This window comes from Pseudomonas sp. IT-P260, assembly GCF_949768395.1.
GTDB classification, from domain to species: domain Bacteria; phylum Pseudomonadota; class Gammaproteobacteria; order Pseudomonadales; family Pseudomonadaceae; genus Aquipseudomonas; species Aquipseudomonas parakoreensis.
This window is the reverse complement of record NZ_CATKPO010000003.1, coordinates 35,032-61,124: the sequence shown is the minus strand read 5'-3', so window position 1 is coordinate 61,124 and position 26,093 is coordinate 35,032. Positions and strand designations below refer to the sequence as shown.

24 protein-coding genes are annotated in these 26,093 nt (G+C 60.4%); 10 read left to right on the top strand and 14 right to left on the bottom strand.

Features of this window, described 5'->3' with window-relative positions:
* Together ACM6HV_RS02410 and ACM6HV_RS02405 are read right to left on the bottom strand one after the other, a co-directional pair.
* Nucleotides 1-2,163, bottom strand: coding sequence for a molybdopterin cofactor-binding domain-containing protein (locus ACM6HV_RS02410; protein ID WP_414903343.1), 2,163 nt, complete (start codon nt 2,161-2,163; stop codon nt 1-3).
* Between the two features lie 14 nt (nt 2,164-2,177).
* Complete coding sequence (locus ACM6HV_RS02405) at nt 2,178-2,633, bottom strand: (2Fe-2S)-binding protein (protein ID WP_025111491.1); 456 nt, start codon at nt 2,631-2,633, stop codon at nt 2,178-2,180.
* A gap of 251 nt (nt 2,634-2,884) precedes the next feature.
* Here ACM6HV_RS02405 and ACM6HV_RS02400 point away from each other — a divergent pair, with 251 nt between their 5' ends.
* Complete coding sequence (locus ACM6HV_RS02400) at nt 2,885-3,715, top strand: alpha/beta fold hydrolase (RefSeq protein ID WP_414903341.1); 831 nt, start codon at nt 2,885-2,887, stop codon at nt 3,713-3,715.
* Nucleotides 3,716-3,844: 129 nt separating this feature from the next.
* Here ACM6HV_RS02400 and ACM6HV_RS02395 read toward each other — a convergent pair whose 3' ends face one another.
* On the bottom strand, nt 3,845-4,237 hold the full coding sequence (locus ACM6HV_RS02395) for a GFA family protein (protein ID WP_414903339.1): 393 nt from the start codon (nt 4,235-4,237) through the stop codon (nt 3,845-3,847).
* Nucleotides 4,238-4,330: 93 nt separating this feature from the next.
* On the opposite strand from ACM6HV_RS02395, the gene ACM6HV_RS02390 reads away from it, so the two are divergent.
* The 3 genes from ACM6HV_RS02390 to ACM6HV_RS02380 all read left to right on the top strand — a co-directional run bounded on the left by ACM6HV_RS02390 (nt 4,331) and on the right by ACM6HV_RS02380 (nt 6,588).
* On the top strand, nt 4,331-4,999 hold the full coding sequence (locus tag ACM6HV_RS02390; RefSeq protein WP_414903337.1) for a class I SAM-dependent methyltransferase: 669 nt from the start codon (nt 4,331-4,333) through the stop codon (nt 4,997-4,999).
* A gap of 216 nt (nt 5,000-5,215) precedes the next feature.
* Entirely contained in the window at nt 5,216-5,719 is a 504-nt protein-coding gene (locus ACM6HV_RS02385; RefSeq protein WP_414903335.1) for a VOC family protein, read from the top strand.
* A gap of 35 nt (nt 5,720-5,754) precedes the next feature.
* Nucleotides 5,755-6,588: an AraC family transcriptional regulator gene (locus tag ACM6HV_RS02380; protein ID WP_108182963.1), complete on the top strand. Its 834-nt coding sequence runs from the start codon at nt 5,755-5,757 to the stop codon at nt 6,586-6,588.
* 15 nt (nt 6,589-6,603) lie between these two features.
* Here the strand turns inward: ACM6HV_RS02380 and ACM6HV_RS02375 are convergent, their stop codons facing one another.
* A complete protein-coding gene (locus ACM6HV_RS02375) occupies nt 6,604-7,191 on the bottom strand; it encodes a LysE family translocator (RefSeq protein WP_145595564.1) in 588 nt (195 codons plus the stop codon).
* 295 nt (nt 7,192-7,486) lie between these two features.
* Here ACM6HV_RS02375 and ACM6HV_RS02370 point away from each other — a divergent pair, with 295 nt between their 5' ends.
* Entirely contained in the window at nt 7,487-11,182 is a 3,696-nt protein-coding gene (locus tag ACM6HV_RS02370; protein ID WP_414903332.1) for a hypothetical protein, read from the top strand.
* Nucleotides 11,183-11,224: 42 nt separating this feature from the next.
* On the opposite strand, the gene ACM6HV_RS02365 is transcribed toward ACM6HV_RS02370, so the two are convergent.
* Together ACM6HV_RS02365 and ACM6HV_RS02360 are read right to left on the bottom strand one after the other, a co-directional pair.
* The gene (locus tag ACM6HV_RS02365) at nt 11,225-13,471 is read right to left on the bottom strand and encodes an ATP-binding protein (RefSeq protein ID WP_414903330.1); all 2,247 of its coding nucleotides are present in this window, start codon (nt 13,469-13,471) and stop codon (nt 11,225-11,227) included.
* Nucleotides 13,468-14,082, bottom strand: coding sequence for a biliverdin-producing heme oxygenase (locus ACM6HV_RS02360; protein ID WP_414903328.1), 615 nt, complete (start codon nt 14,080-14,082; stop codon nt 13,468-13,470). Before ACM6HV_RS02360 ends, ACM6HV_RS02365 begins: the two co-directional genes overlap by 4 nt.
* A 274-nt stretch (nt 14,083-14,356) precedes the next feature.
* Here ACM6HV_RS02360 and ACM6HV_RS02355 point away from each other — a divergent pair, with 274 nt between their 5' ends.
* Nucleotides 14,357-14,977: a LysE family translocator gene (locus ACM6HV_RS02355; RefSeq protein WP_108182969.1), complete on the top strand. Its 621-nt coding sequence runs from the start codon at nt 14,357-14,359 to the stop codon at nt 14,975-14,977.
* On the opposite strand, the gene ACM6HV_RS02350 is transcribed toward ACM6HV_RS02355, so the two are convergent.
* A complete protein-coding gene (locus tag ACM6HV_RS02350) occupies nt 14,974-15,387 on the bottom strand; it encodes a VOC family protein (RefSeq protein WP_414903325.1) in 414 nt (137 codons plus the stop codon). The two genes, ACM6HV_RS02355 and ACM6HV_RS02350, sit on opposite strands and share 4 nt — an antisense overlap.
* A gap of 184 nt (nt 15,388-15,571) precedes the next feature.
* Between ACM6HV_RS02350 and ACM6HV_RS02345 the strand changes: the two genes are divergently transcribed.
* Together ACM6HV_RS02345 and ACM6HV_RS02340 are read left to right on the top strand one after the other, a co-directional pair.
* Complete coding sequence (locus ACM6HV_RS02345; RefSeq protein ID WP_414903323.1) at nt 15,572-16,654, top strand: bifunctional transcriptional activator/DNA repair enzyme AdaA; 1,083 nt, start codon at nt 15,572-15,574, stop codon at nt 16,652-16,654.
* Between the two features lie 39 nt (nt 16,655-16,693).
* Nucleotides 16,694-17,314, top strand: coding sequence for a DNA-3-methyladenine glycosylase family protein (locus tag ACM6HV_RS02340; RefSeq protein WP_414903321.1), 621 nt, complete (start codon nt 16,694-16,696; stop codon nt 17,312-17,314).
* A gap of 89 nt (nt 17,315-17,403) precedes the next feature.
* Here ACM6HV_RS02340 and ACM6HV_RS02335 read toward each other — a convergent pair whose 3' ends face one another.
* The 3 genes from ACM6HV_RS02335 to ACM6HV_RS02325 form a co-directional block, all read right to left on the bottom strand.
* Nucleotides 17,404-18,501 carry an extracellular solute-binding protein gene (locus ACM6HV_RS02335; RefSeq protein WP_414903469.1) on the bottom strand — a complete coding sequence of 366 codons (1,098 nt, stop codon included), beginning with the start codon at nt 18,499-18,501 and terminating at the stop codon, nt 17,404-17,406.
* Between the two features lie 2 nt (nt 18,502-18,503).
* The gene (aguA, locus tag ACM6HV_RS02330; protein WP_414903319.1) at nt 18,504-19,625 is read right to left on the bottom strand and encodes an agmatine deiminase; all 1,122 of its coding nucleotides are present in this window, start codon (nt 19,623-19,625) and stop codon (nt 18,504-18,506) included.
* 98 nt (nt 19,626-19,723) lie between these two features.
* Complete coding sequence (locus tag ACM6HV_RS02325) at nt 19,724-20,608, bottom strand: LysR substrate-binding domain-containing protein (protein ID WP_414903317.1); 885 nt, start codon at nt 20,606-20,608, stop codon at nt 19,724-19,726.
* A gap of 208 nt (nt 20,609-20,816) precedes the next feature.
* Here ACM6HV_RS02325 and ACM6HV_RS02320 point away from each other — a divergent pair, with 208 nt between their 5' ends.
* The gene (locus tag ACM6HV_RS02320; RefSeq protein WP_414903315.1) at nt 20,817-21,305 is read left to right on the top strand and encodes a GFA family protein; all 489 of its coding nucleotides are present in this window, start codon (nt 20,817-20,819) and stop codon (nt 21,303-21,305) included.
* A gap of 73 nt (nt 21,306-21,378) precedes the next feature.
* Here ACM6HV_RS02320 and ACM6HV_RS02315 read toward each other — a convergent pair whose 3' ends face one another.
* From ACM6HV_RS02315 to ACM6HV_RS02305, 3 genes are all read right to left on the bottom strand, one after another.
* On the bottom strand, nt 21,379-22,665 hold the full coding sequence (locus tag ACM6HV_RS02315) for an ATP-binding protein (protein ID WP_414903313.1): 1,287 nt from the start codon (nt 22,663-22,665) through the stop codon (nt 21,379-21,381).
* Nucleotides 22,666-23,373: a response regulator gene (locus ACM6HV_RS02310; protein WP_027613172.1), complete on the bottom strand. Its 708-nt coding sequence runs from the start codon at nt 23,371-23,373 to the stop codon at nt 22,666-22,668.
* A 132-nt stretch (nt 23,374-23,505) separates the two neighbouring features.
* Nucleotides 23,506-24,120, bottom strand: coding sequence for a tRNA-(ms[2]io[6]A)-hydroxylase (locus ACM6HV_RS02305; protein ID WP_414903310.1), 615 nt, complete (start codon nt 24,118-24,120; stop codon nt 23,506-23,508).
* Between the two features lie 159 nt (nt 24,121-24,279).
* Here ACM6HV_RS02305 and ACM6HV_RS02300 point away from each other — a divergent pair, with 159 nt between their 5' ends.
* Nucleotides 24,280-25,143, top strand: coding sequence for a universal stress protein (locus ACM6HV_RS02300; RefSeq protein ID WP_041067371.1), 864 nt, complete (start codon nt 24,280-24,282; stop codon nt 25,141-25,143).
* A gap of 49 nt (nt 25,144-25,192) precedes the next feature.
* Here ACM6HV_RS02300 and ACM6HV_RS02295 read toward each other — a convergent pair whose 3' ends face one another.
* A complete protein-coding gene (locus ACM6HV_RS02295) occupies nt 25,193-25,663 on the bottom strand; it encodes a DUF1289 domain-containing protein (protein ID WP_041067373.1) in 471 nt (156 codons plus the stop codon).
* Between the last annotated feature and the right edge of the window lie 430 nt (nt 25,664-26,093).

Sequence of the window (26,093 nt, the reverse complement as noted above, 5' to 3'; positions counted from 1 at the left end):
TCACACCCCCGACAGTTGCAGCGGCAGTTCACGCAGGCGTTGCCCGGTCAGTGCATACACCGCGTTGGCCACCGCCGGCGCGGTAGGCGGAACACCGGCCTCGCCGATGCCGCCGGGTTTGTCGCTGCTGGGCACGATATGCACCTCGACCAGCGGCATCTCGTTGAGCCGCAGCACCTGATAGTCGTGATAATTGGATTGCACCACCGCGCCGTCCTTGACCGTCAGCTTGCTGTGCAGTGCCATGCCCAGGCCAAAGGTGATGCACGATTCCATCTGCGCCGCGATGCTCTGAGGATTGACCGCGATCCCGCAATCCACCGCACACACCACGCGGTGCACGCGGATCGCCAGATTGTCCTGGGAGACCTCGGCCACCTGCGCCACATAACTGCCGAACGACTCGTGCACCGCCACGCCCAGCGCATGCCCGTCCGGCAATGGCGCTGTCCAGTTGGCCTTCTCCACCGCCAGATTCAGCACGCCGAGATGGCGCGCATGATCCTTGAGCAACGTTCGCCGGTATTCCACCGGGCCCTTGCCGGCCGCCGTGGCCATTTCATCGATCAGTGACTCCATGACGAACGCGGTGTGGCTGTGCCCCACCGAGCGCAGCCACAGCACGTTGATCCCGGTCTGCGGTGAATGCAGTTCAACCTGTTGATGGGCCAGGCCCTTGATATACGGGCTGTCGGCCACGCCTTCGACCGAGGTTGCGTCGATGCCGTTCTTGACCATGGTCTGTTCCAGCATGGTGCCGGCCATGATCGATTGACCGACCAGCACATGCTGCCAGCTCAACGGCATGCCCTGCCCGTCGAGGCCGATGCGCGCCTGATGCAGGAACATCGAGCGGTAATAACCGCCGCGAATGTCATCCTCACGGGACCACACGGTTTTCACCGGCATCCCGGCCGCTTTCGCCACTTGCACGGCTTCAGCGACGAAGTCCGAAGTCGGATTGGCCCGGCGCCCGAAACCGCCACCGAGAAACTCGGTGTGAATCTCCACCTGCTCCGGTTTGAGCCCGGTGATCTTGCCGGCGACCATCTGGTCGAGGGTCTGGAATTGCGTGCCGGTCCAGATCTCGCACTTGTCGGCGCTGATCTTCACCGTGCAGTTGAGCGGTTCCATCGGTGCGTGGGCCAGATACGGCACGCTGTACTCGACGTCGATTTTCTTCGCCGCTTTATTGAAGTTGCCCTGCGGATCCCCGGCGTGACTGGCGGAAGTGCCCGGTGTCGCTGCCAGTTTGCGGAAGTTGTCGAGCAGGCCCTGGCTACTCAGGTCAGTGTGCGGGCCCATGTCCCAATCGACTTTCAAGGCATCACGCCCGAGTTTCGCCGCCCAGTAATGATCGGCAATCACCGCCACGCCGGTAGGCACCTGTACCACTTTGTGCACGCCGGGCACCGCCAGCGCCTCGGCCCCCTCGAAGGATTTGACCGTGGCACCAAACACCGGCGCCCGCGCGACCATCGCCGTCATCAAGCCGTCGAACTGCACGTCCATGCCGAACTTGGCGCGCCCGGTGATTTTCTCCGGGGTGTCGAGGCGTTTGGTCGGTTTGCCGATGACTTTCCAGTCCTTGGCCTCCTTGAAGGTGATCGACTTCGGATCCGGCACCGGCAGTTGCCCGGCGGCATCCGCCAGTTCGCCATACGTCGCGCGTTTATCGCCGGCAATCACGACGCCCGACTCAGTGCGAATCGTCGACGCCGCAACGTTGAAGCGCTTGGCCGCCGCTTCCACCAGCATCTGCCGCGCCGTGGCCCCGGCGAGCCGGTATCGGTCGAACTCCATCCAGGTCGAGGTCGAGCCGCCGGTAATCTGCATCCCGCCAAATGCCGGCATGCCGTAATTGGCCGCCGAGGCCGGCGAGTGCTCGACGCGGATCGTCGACCAATCGGCGTCCAGTTCTTCGGCGATCAACATGGTCAGGCCAGTCCAGATGCCTTGGCCCATTTCCGAATGCCCGAGCAACACCGTCACGCTGTTGTCGGCGGCGATGCGCAAAAACGCATTCGGCGCGAAGACCTTGCCTTCATTCTCCGCTGCCCGCGCAAATCGATGGGCACCGGGCACGACAAACGCCACCACCAGACCGCCACCCAGCACGGCACTGCCCTTGAGAAAGCCGCGACGCGATACAGGACTGTTCATCGTCTGTCTCCCAATCAGCCAATTTCGGCCGCACGTTTCACTGCTGCGCGGATTCGCGGATAGGTGCCGCAGCGGCAAATGTTGCCGGAGAGCGCCTGATCGATATCGCTGTCGGTAGGTTTGGGGATTTTCGCCAGCAGCGCGGCGGCAGACATGATCTGCCCGGACTGACAGTAACCGCATTGCACCACATCCAGTTCGGCCCAGGCTTGCTGCACCGGGTGCGAGCCGTCGGTGGACAGGCCTTCGATGGTGAGGATTTTCTGGCCGTTGGCCACGGCGGTGGCGGGCGTGATACAGGCACGCAACGGTGCCCCATCAACGTGTACGGTGCAGGCGCCGCACTGGGCCATGCCACAGCCGAATTTGGTACCGGTCAGGTGCGCCACATCACGCAGGACCCAGAGCAACGGCATGTCTGCCGGCACATCGAGCTCCTGATCCTTGCCATTGATATTCAAGGTCAGCATCGGGGGTTTTCCTCAGACTCACGGTGTTCTGAAGGGGCGTCGCTACGGCCATCGAAGCCTGTGCGCGCCTCGGCTTATCCCTTTCAGCAAAGCCCAAATTGCGCCGCAAGCCAGACGTTGCGACCACCGGTCATGCCTCAACGTAAAAATGTCGACTTTAATCTTCTGGCTGATAACGGCGCTCACCCGAGCCAGCACCACCGGTTTGCGACGAGCGCGGTCACCCATCACATTGGTCAGGAGTCGCGAACATGGGATTTGTCACCACTCAAGACGGCGTCGATATCTTCTACAAGGACTGGGGCCCGAAGGACGCTCCGGTGATCCACTTCCACCACGGCTGGCCACTCAGCTCGGACGACTGGGATGCACAGATGCTGTTCTTTCTGGCCCAGGGCTTTCGGGTGATTGCCCATGACCGGCGCGGTCACGGACGATCGAGCCAGGTCTGGGACGGCCACGACATGGATCATTACGCCGACGATGCGCTGGCGGTGGTTCAGCATCTGGGGGTGAAGAACGTGGTGCACGTCGGCCACTCCACCGGCGGCGGTGAGGTCATCCACTACATCGCCCGGCATGGGCAGGACAGCGTAGCCAAAGGCGTGCTGATCAGCGCGGTGCCACCGTTGATGGTCCAGACCGAAAGCAATCCCGGTGGTTTGCCGAAATCGGTGTTCGATGATTTTCAGGCACAACTGGCGGCCAATCGCGCGCAGTTCTATCGCGACATTCCCAGCGGTCCTTTCTATGGCTACAACCGTCCGGGAGCAAAACCTTCGGAAGGCATCATCGGCAACTGGTGGCGTCAGGGCATGATCGGCGGCGCCAAGGCGCATTACGACGGGATCGTCGCGTTCTCCCAGACCGATTTCACCGAAGACCTGAAAAAAGTCACCGTGCGGGTGCTGGTGATGCACGGCGAGGATGATCAGATCGTGCCGTACGCGAACTCGGGGCCTTTATCGGCGAAACTGCTGCCAAATGGCACGCTGAAGTCGTATCCGGGCTTTCCGCACGGAATGCCGACAACCGAGGCGCCGACGATCAATGCGGATTTGTTGGCGTTTATTCGCGGCTGACACACATCATTGTGGGAGCTGGCTTGCCAGCGATGGCGGTGGATCAGGCAACATCAATTGTGGATGCGCCGGCCTCATCGCTGGCAAGCCAGCTCCCACAGGGGACCGGGTGATTGGCTTGACTGCGTACTACGCCTCGGTACGGCCCGTCCCTTCGCGATCACGTTCGTAATGGTGCGCCAATGGCAGCGCCGGTAGCCAGGACTCGCGGCGGATGGTCCACAGCTCATAAGTCGGCTTGAACTGGTTCGGCGCGTCCAGCGAGCCGACATTCACTTCAATTTCATCCCCCGAACGTGCAAGTACCGGCGAACCACAGCGCGGGCAAAACACCCGCCCTTGATACTCGCCGAGAGTCCCGCTGACGGTCACCGCCTTCTCGGGAAATATTGCCGATGCGTGAAACAATGCGCCGTGATGTTTGCGGCAGTCGAGGCAATGGCAAATGCCGACGCGGTAAGGTTGGCCCGCAGCTTCGAAGCGCACATCGCCGCACAGGCAACCGCCGGTTAATGGGGTCATGGTGTCTATCCTCTGCCAGACTCTGTTCAGCCTTTGAACATAGCAGCCGTACAAGCGAACGCTCACAATTTGCCCTTTGCCGGAGACAGCGCCATGTCCTCCCCTGAATCCACCTTGTTACAGAGCTGGCACGCCAACGCTGATGCCTGGATCGAGGTGATCCGCAGCGGTGCCATCGAAAGCCGCCAGCAGGTCACCGATCAGGCGATCCTGCTGGCGATCATGGGCCGCCAACCGGAACGCGTGCTGGATCTGGGTTGCGGCGAAGGCTGGTTGTTGCGCGCGCTGGCGGATCGCGGCATTGATGCGGCGGGTGTCGACGGCGATGCAAGTCTGATCGAGGCGGCACGTGCGGCCGGTTCGACAAAGGTGCATGTCGCCCGTTACGCGGCGCTGGTCGACGCCGAGATTGATGTTGGCCGTGATTACGATTTGATCTGTGCCAACTTTTCGCTGCTGCATCAGGACATCATCCCGCTGCTTGCTGCGATGCATGCGTTGCTGGTTCCCGGCGGCGCCATCATCATTCAGACCCTGCATCCGTGGGTCGTGGCGGCCGGCAATTATCAGGATGGCTGGCGTGAAGAATCGTTCGCCGCGTTCAAGGGCCAGTGGCAGCCGATGCCGTGGTATTTCCGCACGCTGTCGAGTTGGTGCAACGCGCTGGACATGGCCGGGTTTCTACTGGTCAGCCTGCAGGAGCCGCAACATCCGCAAAGCCCGGTGCCGCAGTCGCTGTTGCTGATCGCCGAACGGCGCTGACCGGGGCAACTCGAGCCCCTTGTGGGAGCGAGCTTGCTCGCGAATGCGGAGTGTCTGACAGGCTCGTTGCCGCATGTGCCGACGCTTTCGCGAGCAGGCTCGCTCCCACAAAGTTTGGCGTCTAATGCTTCAGTTGTCGATCTACGGCACCGCCAGTCGACCAAGGACTGACTACGCTGTAAATCCCGCGTGTCTAACCTGCCGAGGATGACTGCCATGCAACGTTTCCAGAAAATCACGCCGTGCCTGTGGTTCGACGATCAGGCCGAAGCGGCTGCGAAGTTCTATTGCTCGATCTTCGATCATTCGAAAATTACCGGCCTCACCCACTACAGCAAGGTCGGCGAGGAATTCCACGGCAAGCCGGAAGGCGCGGTGATGACCGTCAGCTTCGAACTCGACGGCCACAGTTTCACGGGGCTCAATGGCGGGCCGATGTTCAAGTTCAGCGAGGCGATTTCGTTTCAGGTCAACTGCCAGAATCAGGAAGAAATCGACCACTTCTGGGGCAACCTGTCGGCCGGTGGCCCGGTCGAGGCCCAGCAATGCGGCTGGCTCAAGGACAAGTTCGGCGTGTCGTGGCAGATCGTCCCCGTGGCGTTCATGCACATGATGCTGGACCCCGACACCAGCAAATCGCAACGGGCGATGCAGGCCATGTTCACGATGAAAAAACTCGACATCGCCGAACTGGAACGGGCCTTTGCCGGCCAGAGCTAATACACTCCGGGTCTGGCCTGCCGGGAACCATAACGATGAAACACGCTGCCGCCAAAAACCCTCAAAAAGCCCCACGCTTCTGGCGGGACGATGCCCTGCCCTTCATCGAAGCGCGGGCCATCGCCGATGGTCGTGAGGTCTGCTACTCACGCCATTCCCATGCGCACTTTTCCATCGGCGCGATCACGGCCGGGCGCAGCATTTATGTGCATGAGCAATCGACATTCGAAGTCGCCGCCGGCACCGTGGTGCTGATGAATCCGGGCGACGTGCACGCCTGCAATCCGATCGATGATCAGCCGTGGTCGTACTTGATGTTGTATGTCGAGACGCCGTGGCTGACGGATCTGCAGCATCAACTGGGGTTCAGTGCGGAGCTTGAGTTTCGGCGGTTTTCCAATACTCATCTGGATGACCCGCGACTGTTTCGTGACCTGCGAGCGCTGTACGCCACACTGGTCGACGAGCAGCAGGACGTACTGCGCAAACACAGCGCAGCGGTGGAGTTTTTCAGCGATCTGCAACTACGCCTGAACCCGGCTGAACCACCGCAGCGTGAACCGAATTTCAAGCTCGAACGCGCTGCCGACTTCATCCGCGAACACTGCACCGACCTGCTCAGCCTGGAGGACATCTGCACGGCGGCACAGTTGTCACCGTCGTATCTGATCCGCGCATTCAAACAGCATTACGGCATGACGCCGCACGCGTTCCTGGTCAACCAGCGCATCCAGTTTGCCCGTGAACGCCTGCGCAGCGGCCAGCTGATTGCCGATGTTGCACTGGAAGCAGGGTTTGCCGATCAGGCACATTTTCAGCGCGCGTTCAAACAGCATCTGGCCGCGACACCCGGCCAATATCGCGGCTGACCATCGACTTCGGGCTCACGGCAACAGCAGATAAACCGCGCTCGCCGCCAGCAACAAGGCCATCAAGCGATTGAACAGGCGCATCCCCGCCGGATTGCCCAGATACCCCCGCAAAAACGTTCCGGCGTACACCCAGCAACCGACCGACAGATAACAGATCACCAGATACACTGCGGCGAACTGCCAGACCAGCCGCGCCTCGCCATCGGCGACAAACGCGCCCATCCCTGCCACACAGGCCAGCCACGCTTTCGGGTTGAGCCATTGCATCACCGCGCCGTACAGCATCGACGGCGCCCGCCCCGTTTCGCCGGCATGCAACTGGCCGTCATCGGCCGCCAGCTTCCAGGCCATGAACAATAGAAATGCCACCCCGGCCAATTGCACCACCCGGGTCAGGAATGGCCACAGTTTCAGGACTTCATGCAGGCCCAAACCCATCAGCACCAGCAATAGCACAAAGCCCAGCGTCGCCCCCGCCACGTGCCGCTGACTGGCCCGAAAGCCGTACTGCGCCCCGGAACTCAGCGCGACGATATTCACCGGCCCCGGGGTTATGGATGCCACCAGCGCAAACGCCGCCATCGACACAATCAGACTCATTACGCACCTGCTGCAATTGGGGAACAAGGCGCCAACAGTAAACAGTGCCGCCGGCTCGCGTATTGAACAAAATCACCCACGACCCGCGCCACAACTCAGGCACTTGAAGCCGGAGAAGAAGTTTCTGTTGCCACTTAATACTTCAAGTAGACATCTCGATACTTTTAATAACAACCTGAAACTTAAAATGAAACACCAACATTGCGCGACGTTTTATATTCCCGACCACTTCACAACCAGCCAATTTAACTTGGCTGGCTGCTGCGCTAAATAACCCGAACCAGAAGAAGTCAATATGGATATTAATCGCAACCTATTTGCAACTGCCCCAGCATCGGCCGACGAAGCTGAACGACTGAACATCGCCGAGGCTCTGGAGAACCGAAACTTCCTTCGACAAGCCTTTCGTGCTGAAGAAGACTTCATGCAACTCGCTACGGAAGTTGTTTCGGGAAGCCGTTTCGACAGTGAACATCTCGCCGGCAAATTATTGCTGCGTTCACTCAGCAAACATCCAGAATTCATTGAATTCATTGCCTCCTTCGACCTGCCTGCCGATCACTTTTTTATGGTCAGAAGCAATGGTGAAGTTTACGCCGCCTATGAAGAGTTCGGCGCTACGGGTTTTTACATCCACTACACCATCATTACCGATGAACTGTATGAGATCGAATCTTTACGGAACGATATCGAACTCTTGTCGAAAACCGCATGGCGTTCTGGCGGCATTATTTCCTCCAGCGCCACCGTGCCACTGCGCAACTGGCTTGCATTTCAGGAAATCGATCCGCCCAACGACTACGCAGACCTTGCAAACCTGATCGACTACCTGAACTTTAAAATGCCCGCGCCGCCAAAATTCGCTAACTACTGGGGTATTTCCGAAGAGACTCAGGATGTCGCCCTGATAGTCGAGCCGGAGCAGTATCCTGTGATCATGCAGGTCGTGCGAAAGTTGATGGCTGACTCGGGGCGGTATTCCGAGCCGTTGATCAACTACCTGACGGATGTGCTGCTCAAGAAGAGAAGCGGCGCCTTGCTGCAGGAAGATCCGCGACTGGCGTGGGAAATTCTGATGCAAACGAGCGAGGCAAAAAGTCTGGCTCAGAGTTGTTTCGATGCACTTCTGATCGAGGGCAAGGCACACACGGTAACGGAGGTCACCCGCAGCCGGTTGCTGCTCGCCGCGGTCGTGCTGGACCTGGACATGGGCTCGGATGAGCGGGTCGAAACTCATCGAAGTCTGCGTTATGAATCGCTGTATGTGCATGAAACCCCGGCGCAGGCGCGGACACGTCTCAAAGGCCATTTTGAGCAGATCAACCGCGTCAGTCCGTTCGCCGCTTACCTGGCAGTGGAACTGGTGCTGGCGGGGCAATCACCGGAGTTTCTGGTCGTTACCCCGCCGACACTGCTGATCGGTTCACCAGGCTGGGTCATGTTGCGCAAGGCGGTCATGCTGACAGAAAGGATCGCTCCCGGCTTGTCGCGCAAACTGTCTTATGAGCAACTGATGAAGTTTGCCGCACTTGCGCCGCTCAGCGATGCACAACGCGCCCTGCATCAATTACTCAATCTGCAGTGCGTGCTGGATTGGGCAAACATCAACGAGGTGATGCTCCGTGAAGACTCGGCATTATCGGAAGAACAAATCGCAACAGCGGCAGTGAATCACTACAACACATATGCCGATGAACTGGAGGCGGCACTGAAGTCTATAACCACTGCGCCGGTCAGCCGAAGGAACCTGGCGCAGCAAACGCTGTTCGATGCCGACATCAACCACCATCAGGAGGTATTTCGTTCACCGCACAATAAAGGGGGACTGATCAGCGACACGGTGATCAATCTTTACCTTGCCGACCAGTTACACCGTAAAAACCTCACCAGCACATCGACCCGGCGCAATTTGCACGACGTGCATCCGACATTGGCCAGCCTTGCGCCAGTCAATCAATTGTATGCCGCAAAGATCAAGGGGCAGCACGAAACCTTCAAGTCGGGAATCAGCACGATGATCCGGCTGGCATTTTCCCGCCTCGGCCTGAGTGATCGAGAAGCACTGACACAGGGCGCATTAACGCTCTATCTGGTGCGCGGCAACCGCAATATCCCCGGGCACAGCGCCGACCACTTCTCGCCGCACGGGGTGGTCATCCTGTGCCGCCACAAATCGAAAAACCATTGCTATGAGTTGTTCCCGTTACAAGGACTGTGCCGCAAAAGCGATCGCCTGGCCGAGGCTTTCGCCAGCGGTCATGTATTTAACGAAGACACAGCAAGCTTCGACGGAGCGACCAACGGCAAGAACGGGAACTTCCCGCGCCTTACCTATCTGGAAAACATCATTACCGAGCACGCGGCGTACTTCCAGGGTGCAACGCCTTCCCAGAGCGAACAAGCAGACATCAATAAACTACTGCCGCGCCGCCACTGGGAACTGGCCGAACATGCAGATGTTCACGAGTTCGGCATGCTGCTTGATCGGTTTGGTCAATTTGCGCCATACGACAAAGAGTCAGCCTGGTACACATCGCCAATGGAAAGTTACCAATCGCCGAGGCTGAAAGACATTGCCGACTTCATTGCGCAAAAGAACCCGCCGATCACCTACGACGAATACTACCGGATGGGCTATGACCAGACTGAATACGAGGAAAAGCAGGAAGCGTACGAGCGCGTTGCCAACATCATTCTGAATATCTTCATTCCATTCAGAGGCTGTATCCAGCAACTGACTTCGGATGATCCGGATAAACGCAGCGGGGCCGCCTTCAGCTGCGTCATCGACGCCCTTGCTGTGTCCTTCGTCTTTATCGGAGCGGCCGGTGCGCTGGCAAAGGCAGTGGCAAGCAGCACCAAGCTGCTGAGCCTGGGGCGCGTGGCCGGCAGTGTTCTGGTGTCAATCTTCAACCCCGTTGACGGTGTTCCCCAAGTGATCGTCGGCGCCGGGAAGCTGGCAGGCAAAGGCGCGCTGAAACTCAGCCAGGCTGGCAGTTCGATCAGCATGACAGCCGCCCGCCAGTTGCGTCGACTGACGACCGCCAGCAGTGGCTCCTACGACCTGGTCAAAGCGTTGAGCAAGTCCGGGGCGGCGGCCGAGATTCGCATGACCCTGCCGACGGTGGCTCATGCGCGGGCACTGTTCAAGGATGACGCTCTGGAAACTGTCGAACAGATCGTCACACGACTGAGTCAGGACGTTGTATCCGTCCCCAAGGGCAGCAATGCGACAGAGCTGCAGCATCTTTTCAATACTGCAACGAGGGAAGCGGCTGCGCCGTCAAAGGGATTCCAGCAACTGGAATCGTTAATAGGCCACGCCGCAGCGAACAACGTATTAATCACGTTCACAAAAAACAAAGGGCCCCGGTTCGATGGAACGAAGTTCACCACAAAAGCCCATGACTATTCCGACACACTCGGGTTCATGGCCGAGCTTGAATCAAAGAAAGTCATCTACCTCAATAATCATCAGCAAAACGTCTTGAAGCTGGATCTTGGCAAGCCGCCCTACACCGACGTGATGCCAGAATCGTCGTTCAACCCGCAGGGTTTCTCCGACAATGCGCAGCGAGCCGGGGCGTGGATGGTCAAAGGCTCGACCTCCGACAACGACCTGACGCACATTGTGGCGATCCTGCGTGAGTATGCGGGCAACAACAAATCCCTGACCGACGCGACCGTGGTTAAAGAGATCAACGCTCGACTGGTTCCTGAATTGGCGGGGTCTGTGCGCGATGTCGGACAGCCAACAAAATATGGTGGCACCATTAGCGGTTTTGCTGCTCTGGAACGACATCTGAAAACGCTCGATGCCGCCCATGAGCACTTCGACAAACACTTGCTGGCGGCCATCGCCGGGTTTCAAGGCTTCGGCGACGGCAATGGTCGTACCGCCAGCGCGGTGTATGCGATCAGCCAGCTGCGCAACCAGCGATTTGTACCGATGCCGAAACACGTGTTCATGTCGTTGAGCGATCTGGGCTGACCACTCAAAATCCGTGCCCCGTTTAACGAGGCACGGATTTTCTCATTCACCGGTAAGCATCGCCGGCACGGTGAACCGAAACTCCGTGCCCTCACCCGGCTCACTGCTGGCCTCGATGCGTCCGCCGTGAGCTTCAACAATCCCCTGCGTGATGTACAGACCCAGTCCGGTTCCGGTCGGGTTGCCCTCCTTCACCGTCCAGTATCGGTCAAACACCCGCGCCAGGTTTTCCTTGGGAATGCCTTCACCGGTATCGCGCACGGTAAACACGATTTCCTTGCCGTCAGACTTGGCCAGCACGCCCACCGAACCTTTGCGCGGGGTGAACTTGATCGCGTTGCCGATCAGGTTCGACAGCACCTGAAACAGGCGCTCCGGGTCGGCATGGATTTTCAGGTCGGGGTCGGCCTGGAACGAGATGCTGATGTCCTTGTCCAGCGCCAGCGGCCCCAGCAGGGATTGCGTTTCCTCAAACATCTGCCCGACGTCCAGGGTCTGCGGGGCGATGGTGTAGCGCCCGGCGTCGATTTTCGAGGTGTCGAGCAAGTCTTCGAGCAGCGTGTTCATCCGCCCGGCGGCCTGCTGCATGGTGTCGATCGCGGTGGAGATGCGCCGCGAGGTGTGCGGGCCATCTGAGCTGAAGGTCTTCTGCATCATGCCGCAGAGCATGGAAATCACGGTCATCGGATTGCGCAAATCGTGGGAAACCACTGCCACCAGCTCATCCCGGGCGCGCACCGCTTCCTGCTCGCGGCGTACCTGCCGGGCCAGGTCGTTTTCCAGTGCGGAGCGGCGCAGGTCATTGGCCGCAAACAGATCCCCGTGGCTCCACTTGGTGGAGATCCCGGCCATCTCGACTTTCCAGATTTCGAACGAGGTGCGCGGGCGCAGACGCAGGCCGGCATCGGAGTTTTCCAGGTCCAGCGGCTTGCGCGGATCACCGCTCCAGTTGATGTTCTCCTTGACCTCGGGGCGGAACCACAACACGCCGTTGTCCACCGGTTTGGGCAGGCTCATGGCGAGCACGCCGCTGGCCACTTGCTGAAACTGCGCGGCCGGCGGATAGACGCTGGCCAAATGATGACTGGCGAACACCGGCTCGCCGGTTTCCTGCAGCCACTTGTGCAGGGCGCGAATGTCTTCCGGTTCCGGGCAGTTCCCGTAACGGTGCAACTGCTTGTCTTCGATGATCGCAATGCCCCCGGCCCCGGCCAGTGCCATCAACACTTGCGGCTGTTGCGCCAGGCCATCGAAGACGTTTTGCGGCGAGTCGATCATGGCCTGATTGAGCAACGCCAGCGCCTCGACCTTTTCTTCACGCTGACGGCTGAGCTCCAGCGCCTCCATCGCGCTGATCTGCAGCGACAGCACCTGACCGATGGTCTGACAGGCGCTGCGCAATTCGTGCGGCACATGCAGCGGCTGGCGGTTGCCACAGCTGATCAGGCCCCAGAGTTTGTCACCCTTGAGCAGCGAGATGCTCATCGACGACAGAACGCCCATGTTTTTCATGTACTGACAATGAATCGGCGAGACACTGCGCAGGGTGGCGAAACTCAGGTCCAGCGGGGTCTGGGTGTCCGGGCGCAGCTTGGGCACCAGCGGCACTGGCTGATAATCGGCATTCGGGATGATCCGCAGCCAGTTGGTGCGATACAGCTCGCGCGCTTGCTCGGGGATGTCCGAAGCCGGGAAGAACAGGCCGTTGAACACTTCCATCGACGGATCGGACGCCTCGGCGATCACCTGACCGTGGCCCTCCTCCTCGAAGCGGTAGATCAGCACCCGGTCGTAACCGGTCATCGCCTGGATTTCCTTGACGCTGATGTCATACAGCGCCTGCAATGTGGTGGCTGCCTGCAAGCGCTGGAGCATGCGTCCCAGATGGGTCTGGTTGCCGGCGACGTTACGCGGCTGGAAGTTTTCGACGTGGATTTCCAGTTCCAGAATCAACACGCCTTGATGACGGTGCAGCAGACCTTCGAACGCGGTGCCGTTGAGGCGGAAATGCAGCGGTCCGGCATCGGCGAACACCGGTTGCTGTAGCGCTTCGCGCACAGCGGCGGCAGGCGCTTCACCCAACAGACTGTGCAGCGGCTGGCCGATCAGCTCCTGCGCCGGACGTGCCAAGAGGGTCTCGACGTTGGCGCTGATCTGAATGATTTCCAGCGCCGGCTCGCTCAGGGTCAGCAGCAGGCCATGGGGCTGGATGGCACCCGGAAAGCGGATCGGTTCGTCGGCACAGTTGGCCAGCAGTTCTTCAAAGGCTTCTTGGTCTTGCGGGTTCATGCCAGTACCTCCCGGCTTTCGAGCCAGCGCTCGAAACAACTGAATGTGGATTGGGCCGCCGCAACCACGGCTTCACGTTCATCCGCACTCAGCGGTCGACTGCCCAGGTAATCAATGAAATCGCGCCAGCGGCGGCCGGTGGCAGCGCCGTAAACGTCGAGGAATGCCGCGCCGTTGTCGGCGTCCAGACGCAACCGCGAAGCGATTTCGCGACGCAGGATCTGCCCGCCGAGGGTTGCCCCTTCCAGCACGTACAGCACACCCAGGCAAGTCGGCCCGGAGTCGATCACGGGCAACGTCTGACACTGTGGCAAACGGGCGATGGTCTCGGTCGTCAGACTCAGAGCCTGCAAATCATCGAGCAAAATCTGCGATTTGAGGCGTGGCGCAAGATCGAAATCCACCGGGATCGCGCCGCTGTCGAGCAATGCGTTTTCCAGTGGCCGATAAAAGCCGTAATAAGCCTGCATCAACCGTACGAAAGCGTTGGAATCGAGGGTATTGGAGAAAAAAGGAAGACGTTTTTCCAGTGCGATGTGCAGTTCGGCAGTGCCGGCTCGCAGATCTTGCAGCACCGGCGGCACATAAACTTCACGGGCCTTTGCTTGCATGTAAATCGCTCTTGGTGGGGCCGCTTCGGGGCCGGCAGGGTGTTTGCAGCTTTGGACGAATATTACACGGCAAACGCCTTTTTCTGACTTGGCGCATAGATTTTTCTGACGAAACCAGCGCCTTCAGACTTTTGAGAGTTCCGCCCAATCGGAAAAGTTCGACTGGATTGAAGGTACTGCCAAGGCTGTACCGCGACAGCGCCGCGAGACTGTATGGGTCAACGCGGCCGCCGCCTGTGATAAAAATGCGGCATCGCTTCTGGAGCCCAAACCCATGGATCTCGCCACGCTTACGCTGTTTCTGCCGGCCTGCTTTGCCTTGAACATGGCCCCCGGGCCGAACAATTTGCTGTCGGTCAGCAATGCCACCCGCTATGGCTATCGCCGGGCCTGCGCCGCCGGTATCGGGCGGATTATCGCGTTCGCCGGGATGATCGCCCTCGCCGGCGCCGGATTGTCAGTGGTGCTGCAGACCTCGGAATGGCTGTTCCATGCGATCAAGATCATCGGCGCGGCGTATCTGCTGTACCTGGCCTGGCAACTGTGGCGCGCCAATCCCGAGGCCGAGCAGCAAATGGCGGGAGCGTCGGTGGGATTCTGGCGCCTGGCGCGTCAGGAGTTTCTGGTGGCGGCGGGCAATCCGAAAGCGATTTTGCTGTTCACCGCGTTCCTGCCGCAATTCGTCGACCCGAGCCGCCCGGTGCCGGCGCAATTCGCCGTGCTCGGCGCACTGTTCCTGCTGCTGGAATGGATCGCGATCGGCGCCTATGCGTGGATGGGCCTGCACATGCGCCGCTGGTTCGCCGAGCCGCGCGGCAAACGGGTCTTCAACCGTTGCTGTGCAGGTCTGCTGTCGGCGGCCGCTTCAGTGCTGTTGTTCGCCAAGCGCGCTTAAGCCTCGGACGGGCCTTTGAGTTCGACCTGATTGCCGTCCGGGTCGAAGCAATACAGCGACAGGCCGTAGCCTTCGGCGCCGAAGCGTCGGGCGGCTTTTTCCACGGTCAGACCGTGTGCCTGCAAGTGCTTGGTCAGCGCAAATTCATCGAACGGCTCGATGCGCAGGCAGAAGTGATCGACGTTGCGCCGCTCGGTACCGGCCGCCCCGCCGCCCTTCCTGCCCAGCTCGCCTTGCAAGTCGACGAGATCGATCATTGAAGTCCCGGCGCGCAGGTGCACCAGACCCAGCGGCTCGTTGTGCCTGACCACCTCGGCACCGAAGACCTGGCGGTAAAAATCGATACTGCGCTGCAGATCGGCGACCCGCAGGACGATGTGATCAATATGTTGAATCGAAAACGGATGCATGAACTCGACACCTCACCCACTCTGTAGGAGCTGCCGCAGGCTGCGATCTTTTGCTTTTGATTTTAAGAAACAAGATCAAAAGATCGCAGCCTGCGGCAGCTCCTACACGGTAGTTCAGAGGTTCTGGAAATTCACTGTCGATTTTTCGGTGGAGCCATCGAAATCCTGGATTTAAGCTCTGGCCATGAACATACAAACCGCACTGCTGCCGCCCCACGCCGAGATGGTTCGCGCCATGCTCGAACGCGACACCGCCTACGAGGGGGTGTTCTTCACGGCCGTGAAAACCACCGGGATCTTCTGCCGCCCCAGTTGCACGGCGCGCAAGCCGAAGCCGGAAAACGTCGAATTCTTCGCTCATGCCGATGAGTGCCTGAGCGCCGGTTATCGCGCCTGCCTGCGCTGCAAACCGCTGGACGCCGCGGCCATCGCACCCGATTGGGTGCAGCGCCTGCTCAAAGCCGTCGATGCCGACCCGGAGGTGCGCTGGAGTGACGCCCAGTTGCTGGCCGAAGGCATCGAACCGCTGAAGCTGCGGCGCTGGTTCAAGCAGCACTTCGGCATGACCTTCCATGCATGGCTGCGCACGCGCCGGCTCGGCATGGCGCTGGGTGGCATTCGCCAGGGCGCCTCGATTGATCACGCGGCATTTGATTCCGGCTATGAATCGCTCAGCGGTTTTCGTGACGCATTCCAGAAATCCTTCCACATCACCCCGGGACGCGCGGCCAACAGTGAACCGCTGCTGTTCACCCGCCTGACCACACCACTGGGGCCGATGATCGCCATGGCCGAACGTCGGGGACTGGTGTTGCTGGAGTTTCTCGACCGCCCGGCGCTGACCCGCGAGGTTGAGGAATTGCAGGCCCGTCACGGCTACGTGGTCGCACCGGGGCACGATGCCCATCTGCAGCAGATCGAACAACAACTGAAGGAATATTTCGCCGGCACCCGCAGCTCCTTCAGCGTGCCACTGCACCTGCCCGGCAGCACGTTCGACCGGCAAGTCTGGAACGAGCTGCTGAACATTCCCTTCGGCCACACCAGCACCTACGGTGCCATCGCGGCACGTTTGGGCAAACCCGGCGCCAGTCGCGCGGTGGGGTTGGCCAACGGGCACAATCGGTTGTCGATCGTGGTGCCGTGCCATCGGGTGATTGGCGCGGATGGCTCACTGACCGGCTATGGTGGTGGGCAGCCGCGCAAGGCGTTTCTGCTGAGGCTGGAAAACGCTGCGGTGCAGATCACACAACCCCTGGCGCTTTGAACACTCTCTCCAAAGGATGGCGATGTTCGCTGAAAGATCATGACTGAGTGCTATCAAGCGGCAAGCGAACATCTGGCCGCACTTGACCCAGACTGGCAGCGCCACATTGCCGCCGTCGGCCCCTGCCTGCATCAACCGCATCCGACGCGTGATCCGTATCAGTCGCTGGTGCGGGCGATTGCCTATCAGCAACTGCACGCCAAGGCCGGGGACGCGATTGTCGGGCGCCTGGTGGCGTTGTTTCCCGGGCAGACGTTTCCCCGGCCTGAACAGATTCTCGCGACCGACTTTGATCAACTGCGCGGCTGCGGCTTTTCGGCGGGCAAGATTGCAACGATTCAGGGCATCGCCCAGGCAACGCTGGACGGCGTGGTACCGGACTACCCCACCGCGCTGGCGATGGACGATGAGGCGCTGATTGAACGTCTGGTCAGCCTGCGCGGGGTTGGCCGCTGGACGGTGGAGATGCTGCTGATCTACAGCCTGGAACGCATGGATATTTTGCCAGCGGATGACTTTGGCGTGCGCGAGGGCTATCGCCGATTGAAGGGGCTGGAGGTGCAGCCAACGCGCAAGCAAATGATCGAGATCGGCTTGGCGTGGAGCCCGTATCGGACGGTGGCAGCCTGGTATTTGTGGCGCGTACCCAAACCCCTGTAGGAGCTGCCGCAGGCTGCTCCTACAGGGGAATGCGTTGCAAAGGTGGGAGCGAGCCTGCTCGCGAAGGCGCCAGTTGATTCAACCTCAAATCAGAGACCTGACTTCAACTTGCTGAACGCCCGAATCAAAGCCCGATTGAACGCCTTGCCATTGTCGTTCTTGCGGTACAGCGAAGCCCGCACCGCCGCCGACGGGTACGTCCCCGGATCATTGCGGATCGACGCATCAACCAAAGCATCCGCCGCCGTGATCGCATTGGCGTAGTGGATGGTGTCAGTGATCGGCGCGATCACCTCAGGCGTCATCAGATAATCCATCAACGCCAGCCCGGCCTGCGGATGCGGCGCATCCTTGGGAATGACCATGGCGTCAAACCAGATCAACGTGCCCTCTTTGGGGATGCGGTAGCTGAGCTGGAACGGCTTGTTCGCCGCTTGCGCCTGCCCTGCTGCAATCGCCACGTTGCCGTTCCACGACATCGCCACGCAGGTGTTGCCGTTGGCCAGGTCGCTGATGTTCAGGTCGTTGTCAAAGTAACGGATGTACGGGCGGATCTTCGCCAGTTGCTGCTCGGCGAGTTTCAGGTCATCGAGGTTCTGCCGGTTGATGTCCAGACCCATGTACTTCATGACCGCCGCGAACACTTCGTTCGGATCGTTGAGCAGACTTACCCCGCAATCGGCAAATTTCGCCACCACGGCCGGGTCAAACAGCATCGCCCAACTGTCGGTCGGCGCCTGCGGCAGACGCTGCTTGATCGCCTGCTCCTGATAACCCACACCCGTGGTGCCCCAGGCGTATATCCCGGCGTAGCGGTTGCCCGGATCGAACACCGCCATGTGCTGGCGAAACTCCTCGCCGACCCCGGCAAAGTGCGGCACTTGCGCCTTGTCCAGCGGCTGGATCGCACCACTCTCGATGGCCCGCGACAGGTGCTGGCCGGCGGTCAGCACCAGGTCATAACCACTGCGCCCGGTGAGCAGTTTGGTTTCCACGGTTTCCAGCGAATCGAAGTGATCGGCGACCACCTGAATGCCGGTCTGCGCTTCAAAATTCTTCAGCGTATCCGGGGCCAGGTACTCGCCCCAGATGTACAGATTGACCACCGGTCTGGCGGCATCGGCGGCCTGCACACACAGGGGTGCAAGCACCAGCAATAACGCTTGAGTCAGTTTGTGCAGGCCCATCATCACACCCCCTTCTTGTAAGGCGTGCCAGCGTATTGCGGCATGGTGATGCACGCGACGTTGCCGCCGCCGAGGAGGATTTCCCGGGAGTTTTCGATGCCGACAATCTGGTGCTGCGGGAACAGTTCGGCGAGCGTCGCCATGGCCACCTGATCGTTGCGATCACCGAACAGCGGCACCACGATCGAACTGTTGCCGGCGTAGTAGTTGATGTACGACGCGCAGATTCTGGTGCCGGCCTGACGGGTATGGGTGCTGTCCTGCTGATCGAGGCCTTCGGCTTCCTCGGCGGTCCATTCCAGCACGTCCGGTTGCGGGAGTTTGTGCACGATCAACTCGCGACCTCGGCTGTCGCGGGTGCTGCGCAGGATGTCGTAGGCCTCCTGATAGATTTCCCATTGCGGGTCATCGCGGTTGTCAGTCCATTGCAGCACCACTTCGCCGGGGCGCACGAAGCACGCGAGGTCATCGACATGGCCATCGGTTTCGTCGAACTTGCAGCCGCGTGGCAGCCAGATCACCTGTTCGGCGCCAAGGTAATCGGTCAGGCGCCGAGTGACCTCGGCCTTGCCCAGATGCTGGTTGCGATTGCGGTTGAGCAGACATTGCTCAGTGGTGAGGATGCTGCCCTGACCGTCACTCTGGATGCCGCCGAGTTCGGCAATCAGCGGTGCGCGGTAACGGTCGAAGCGTTCGATTTCGAGGATCTTGCTGGCGATCTGGTCGTCCTTGTCCCACGGGTAATACAGGCCACCGTCGAGGCCGCCGTAGGCGTTGAACTCGAAGTCGACGCCACGCACTTCGCCGCTTTCATCATTGACCACAAAGCACGGGCCGCTGTCGCGAAACCAGGTGTCGTTGCAGGTCATCTCGACCACGCGCACTTGCGGCGGTAATTGCCGGCGGGCGGTGGCAAATTGCGCGGCGGAGGCGCAGACCGTGACCGGTTCGCTGTGGGAGATCGCGGTGACGATCTGCACCCAGACTTTCTGCGCCGGTTTCGCGCCGTTGCGCCACACGTCGGTGCGCTCCGGCCAGCCGAGCCAGCAGCCGGATTTGGCTTCGAATTCGCCGGGCAGACGGAAGCCGTCGTGTTTGGGGGTGGAGTCGAGCAAACGTGCCATGGTCAAACCTCGTCTTGGGTGGGGAATGACCACAGGCTAAGGTCGCGGACGGCAGGCTCGCCAACGATGATTATTGCGGAACCGTTGAATTCAACTCATCAATCGCTCAGCTGATCGTTGAACCATTCGAGCATCTGCGCCACCGCCGGACGCTCCAGCCGCAGCCGTTCGCAAACCAGCGCGTATTGGCCGAGCGCGGTCATGCTCGCGCTGAACGGCCGCACCAGTCGCCCGCTCAGCAGGTCCTCGTGCGCGGTGAGGTTGTCGCCCATCGCCACGCCCTGCCCCTGCGCCGCCGCTTCCAGCGCCAACCCGGCATGGGCGAAATACAACTGACGCTGCGGGCGCAGATCGCCGGCGTGGCTGGTGAGCCACGTTGTCCAGGTCTTGCCATCCTGATCGTCGTGCAGCAGGCAATGGCGCACCAAGTCCTTCGGCGACTTCAGAGCGCCCTGGTTGAACAGCCCGGGGCTGCACACCGGGAAGAATTGCAGCGCCGGCAACGGCCGCACGAAGTAGGAACTGCTGTCTACAGGTCCGGTGCCGTAGGTGATCGCCAGATCGATGTCCTCGCCGGGCGCGCTGGCGTCGATCGGCTGTTCGTAGAGATGCAGAGTGATGTGCGGATAGCGCGCATAGAAATCAGTGAGGCGGTTCATCAGCCACTTCTGCGCCAGTTCGGCGGTGACCGCCAGACGCACGACCGCCAGCGACGATGGATCGCGCAGTTCATCGCAGGCCTCGCCGATCAATTCGAAGGCCTGCTGCAGGCTCTGCATCAGGCGCCCGGCGGCGATGGTCGGGCGGATCTGCCGGCCTTCGCGGATGAACAGCGAGACGCCGAGCTGCTCTTCGAGCTGACGGATCTGGTGGCTGACCGCGCTGTCGGTGACGCACAGCTCGGCGGCAGCCCGGCCGAAATGCGCGTGGCGGGCGGCGCATTCGAAGGTTCTGAGGGCGGCCAGTGAGGGGAGTCTTCGCATCGGTTGGGGTGCCTTTTTTGGGGACATGCTGACCGGGCCTTGAGCGGGCGTCCAGTGGCTCCGCGTTATCGTTCTTCGCGAGCAGGCTCGCTCCCACATTTTGAAATGCGTTCTCCTGTGGGAGCGAGCCTGCTCGCGAAAGCGTCTGCATGATCGCCACAAATCTTCTAGGCTCAACCGCACCCCTTCAGCCAACCGGAGGCCCCTCATGCACCTCGAAGGCTCTTGCCACTGCGGCGCCGTCACCTTCAGCCTGACCAGCGCCCATCCCTATCCCTATCAACGCTGCTACTGCTCGATCTGCCGCAAGACCCAGGGCGGTGGCGGTTACGCGATCAACCTGGGTGGCGACGCGGCCAGCCTCAAGGTTCAGGGGCGCAAGCACATCACCATCTACCACGCGAAGATGAAGGACGAAGGAGACAAACGTGCCCATCGCAGCACGGCCGAACGGCATTTCTGCTCACAGTGCGGCAGCGGTTTATGGTTGTTCAGCCCGGAATGGCCGGAGCTGATCCACCCGTTCGCCTCGGCCATCGATACCCCGCTGCCGGTACCGCCGCAGCACACACATTTGATGCTGGGGTCGAAGGCGTCCTGGGTCGAGGTGGATGCCAAGCCCAAAGACCAACAATTTGAGGTGTATCCCGAGGAGTCGATTGCGCAGTGGCATGAGCGGTTGGGGCTGGTCAAATAAGTACAGTCTTGTGATGTGATTGATGGCCCTATCGCTGGCAAGCCAGCGATAGGGCCGGAACTGACAGCACAAATCAGTCCAGATGCGCCAAGGTCATCCGGAACGACGCCCCACCCCACACCGATTCCCCGACCTCGACCTGCCCGCCATGGGACTGCGACACCCGACGCACCAACGCCAGCCCCAACCCAAAGCCACCGGTACGCCGGTCGCGGCTGGCATCCAGTCGCGAGAACGGTTCGAAAATTTTCTCCCGGCCTTCCACCGGCACCCCCGGGCCATCGTCGTTGACCCGCACTTCGTAGTAATCGCCGCTGCGCACCAGCGTTACTTCGACCCGCTGCTCGGCATAACGAATGGCGTTGCGCAGCAGATTGATCACCGCCCGCGCCATGAACCGCGGCTCGATGCGCACGGTGTCGAGCCGGCAGTCACCAATCAGCAACTGCACCCCCGCCGCTTCCGCCTCCAGCGCAACGCTGCCGACCACGCTGTCGAGCCAGTTGGCCGCTTGAATGTTTTCGCGTTTGATCACCGTCGCACCGCGTTCGAGGCTGGCGTAGGTCAGCAGTTCGGAGACCATTTCTTCCAACTCGCCGAGGTCGGCGTACATGTCGGCGATCAGTTCGCGGTTCTGGCTGGCGTCCGGCTGTTGCTTGAGCTGGTCGAGTTCAAACGACAGCCGCGCAATTGGCGTACGCAATTCGTGGGAGACCGCGTTGGTCAGCTCGCGCTGATTGGCGATCAGGCTCTCGATACGCGCCGCCATCAGGTTGAAGTGTTCCGCCAGATCGCGGATGTTCGAGCGTTTCGACAGTTGAATGCGCACCGACAGATCGTTATCGCCAAAGCGCTCGGCGGCCAGACGCAGTTTTTCCAGATCGCGCCAGTGCGGGCGTACCCAGAAGAACAGGACGATGCCGATCAGCACCGCGAGCATCGCGTAAGCCACCGCGATGTAGAACGGCATCAGGCTCGGTTCGGGCGGCAGCTTGATGCTGAGCAGTTGCGAGCCACCGTCGATGTTGCTGATGAATTGGGTGTAGTTGTCGCGGATCACCAACAGGTTTTGCGCCAGTTCGGCCTTTTCCTCGGTGCTGAGGTCCAGTTGATCGGCTTCGATCAGCTTCAGCGACAAGCCGTAGTGCGGGCGCAACGCTTCCAGCTGCTGTTCACGCGCCGCGCCTTGCTGATCGCGCATGTGCTCGACCAGTGACCACGCCTGCCCGCGCACCGCCTCACGGTTGTAGGCCTGCATCTGGTTGTCGAGCAACGCGTTGAAGGTGTGTTCGACAGTTTGCAGGGCCAGGACCAGGCCCACCGTCATCACCAGAAACAGCCCGAGGAATAACCGCAGCATCTACAGCTCCCACGCGAATGGATTGAACAGGTAACCCTTGCCCCACACGGTCTTGATGCACACCGGCTCACGGGGATTGTCCTTGAGTTTGTTGCGCAACTTGCTGATGTACACGTCGACGCTGCGATTGAGCCCATCGAAGGCGATACCGCGCATGCGGTTGAGGATGTCATCGCGGGACAGGGTTTTGCCGGCGGCGCTGGCCAGCAGCCACAGCAGCTCGAATTCCATGGTGGTCATTTCGATGATCTCGCCAGCCAGCCGCACTTCGCGGCAGCTGCGGTCGATGCTCAAGCGGCCGAACTCCAGCGCACTGACCACGCCGGCCTCCGGCATCTGCCGACGCTGCAAGGCGCGTAGCCGAGCGAGCAATACCGGCGGTTTGATCGGCTTGATCACGTAATCGTCGGCGCCGGACTCCAGGCCGAGAATGTGGTCGAGGTCGTCTTCCTTGGCGGTGAGGATGACAATCGGCGTGTCCGACACGCTGCGAATTTCCCGACACACGTGCAGCCCGCTCTGCCCCGGCAGCATCAGGTCGAGCACCACCACTTTTGGCTGGAATTCGAGAAACGCGGCCACCGCCAGATCACCGCGATGCACCGCGCGCACCTCGTAGCCATGCTGCTCGAGAAAGTGCGCAATCAGCGTGGCCAGACGTTCATCGTCTTCGACCAGCAGGACTTTGCCAAAACCCAGGTTATCCATAACGACCGTCTGCCAACCCATGTGTGAAATGGTCGACAGTATGGCGGCAATCGTCGGCGAGGCGTTGTTTCGGGCAGCAAAAACCGGCCGCAGGGGCCGGTTTTCGGTGATCTTTCATACTCTTAAGAGTTTTTAACAAGTAGGAGCTGCCGGCACACCACTGTGGAAGCGAAACTCTTCATCCGGCGACTCGATCAGTTCCTGCTCGGCAGCACGCACCCTGTCGATCACCTGAGCGATGTCCTTCGCGTCGCCGTACTGGTAAGCCAGTTTCAGATAACCCTGGAAGTGCCGCGCCTCGCTTTTCAGCAGGCCGAAATAGAACTTGCCGAGTTCTTCGTCCAGATGCGGCACCAGCGCTTCGAAACGCTCGCAACTGCGCGCTTCGATGAATGCGCCGACCACCAGCGTATCCACCAGTTTCACCGGTTCGTGGCTGCGCACCACTTTGCGCAGTCCCGAGGCGTAGCGCCCGGCGTGCAGCTGGCGCAGCTCGATCTTGCGGCGTTTCATGAGGCGCATGACCTGTTCGTGGTGCACCAGTTCTTCCCGGGCCAGACGCGACATCATGTTGATCAGGTCGACGTGGGAATGGTACTTGGCAATCAGGCTCAGCGCGGTGCTGGCGGCCTTGAACTCGCAGTTCTTGTGGTCGATCAGCAGGGTTTCCTGATCGGCCAGTGCGGCCTGGACCCAGGCGTCGGGCGTGCGGCAGCCAAGGAATTCGTGGATTTCGGGAAGGATCATGAGGCTCACGGTAAAAGGTGTACGAGCAAAGGCCGCCGATTATACCGGCCTGCCCGCAGACCACCAGTCGCAGGCGTTGATATGCATCAAGTCGCAGGCGCATGAGCAGCAACTATAGTTGTGCAACGCCGTGCCTTTTCTTTGCTGGAGACTCCGCTCATGCAAGCCATTCGCAGCATTCTGGTGGTCATCGAACCCGAACATTCGGAAAGCCTGGCGCTCAAGCGCGCCAAGTTGATCGCCGGCGTGACCCAGGCCCATCTGCACCTGCTGGTGTGTGACCGCAAGCACGACCACGCCGGCATGCTTGGCGTGCTCAAAGCCGCACTGTTGGCGGATGGCTACAGCGTGACCACCGAACAGGCGTGGAACGAGAGCCTGCATGAGACCATCATCGACGTGCAGCAGGCCGAAGGTTGCGGGCTGGTGATCAAACAGCACTATCCCGACAGCGCGCTGAAAAAGGCCCTGCTGACCCCGGCCGACTGGAAACTGCTGCGCCACTGCCCGACTCCGGTGCTGTTGGTGAAAACATCCACCTCCTGGAAAGACCGCGTGATTCTTGCGGCTGTGGACGTGGGCAATGCCGATGGCGAACACCGGCATTTGCACACCACGATCATTGATCATGGCTACGACATTGCCAGCCTGGCCAAGGCGCATCTGCACGTGATCACGGCGCATCCGTCGCCCATGCTCTCGGCCGCGGATCCGACCTTCCAGCTCAAGGAAACCATCGAAGCGCGGTACCGCGAGCAGTGCAAGGCGTTTCAGGCCGAGTTCGATGTGGACGACGAGCACCTGCATATCGAGGAAGGCCCGGCGGATGTGTTGATTCCGTTCATGGCGCACAAGCTGCAGGCGGCGGTGACCGTGATCGGCACCGTGGCGCGCAGCGGGTTGTCAGGCGCGTTGATCGGCAATACCGCTGAAGTGGTGCTGGATGCACTGGAAAGCGACGTGCTGGTGCTCAAGCCGCAGGAGGTTGAGGATCATCTGGTGGAGTTGGCGGTGAAACACTGAGGATTACGGTGCCTGAACCGGCGCCTTCGCGAGCAGGCTCGCGAAGCTTCTAGGCGCCGAAGGCGTCTTTCAGAAAGCCCGGTGCGATATAGCGCTGATAATGCGCTTCCGACAACAGGAAGAATTCCCGATCAATGGCATCGCGCAGTTCCGGCAGGTTCCAGTCGCGAAACTCCGGCAGCAACACCATCCCGTAGGCCTCCAGATTAATGATCACCCGCGCCCCGCGAGCGATCAGCTGATAGGCCCAGCAATATTCCGACTGATGCGGTACAAAGCGGATCTTGCGCTGTTCCAGCTGCTGGCGCAGACGCGCCGAATCGAAGATCTCGACCTTGCTCGCCATCACTTGTGACAGCAATTGCTCCAGACGCAACCACACCGCACGCTTTTCTTCCTCGCCGTAACCATTCCAGTGGATCACTTCGTGGTGGAAACGCTTGCAGCCACGGCACACCAGATCTCCGTAAACAGTGGAGCAGAGGCCGACGCAGGGGGTCTTGATGGTCTGATTGGGCATAAATTGGCAAAACACTGAAACGCGGAACAGGTCGGCATGTTAGCCCTTTGTCGGCCATTGATCACCCCTCAAACGTCAGGGGCAAGCGCTGGATCGCGGTTTGGCGCGCCCGGGCACAACGCCACCAAAGTCCAATAGAGCGCGACTTACCTTTAAATTTTTTTTGCCGTAGAATCAGCCAGCCTTTTAAGGCGCCAATGTCCGTTAGAAGCTGTTTTCAAAGCGTCACGAGCACAGTCGTTCCTTCAGAGCGGTGTTGGCGAAGGGTTTTTCCAGCGGGGAAAAGCCCAACGCCAACCCTCATCAGCTCCCCGTTCTGCAGGCGTAAAACTTTGAAAGCAGCTTCTGTAAGGAATTGCCGGTAATTCTGGCCTAACGACTCACAACGTCGTGCGGTGCATGAGTACGGCAATTTCGGGATGAGCGTCCC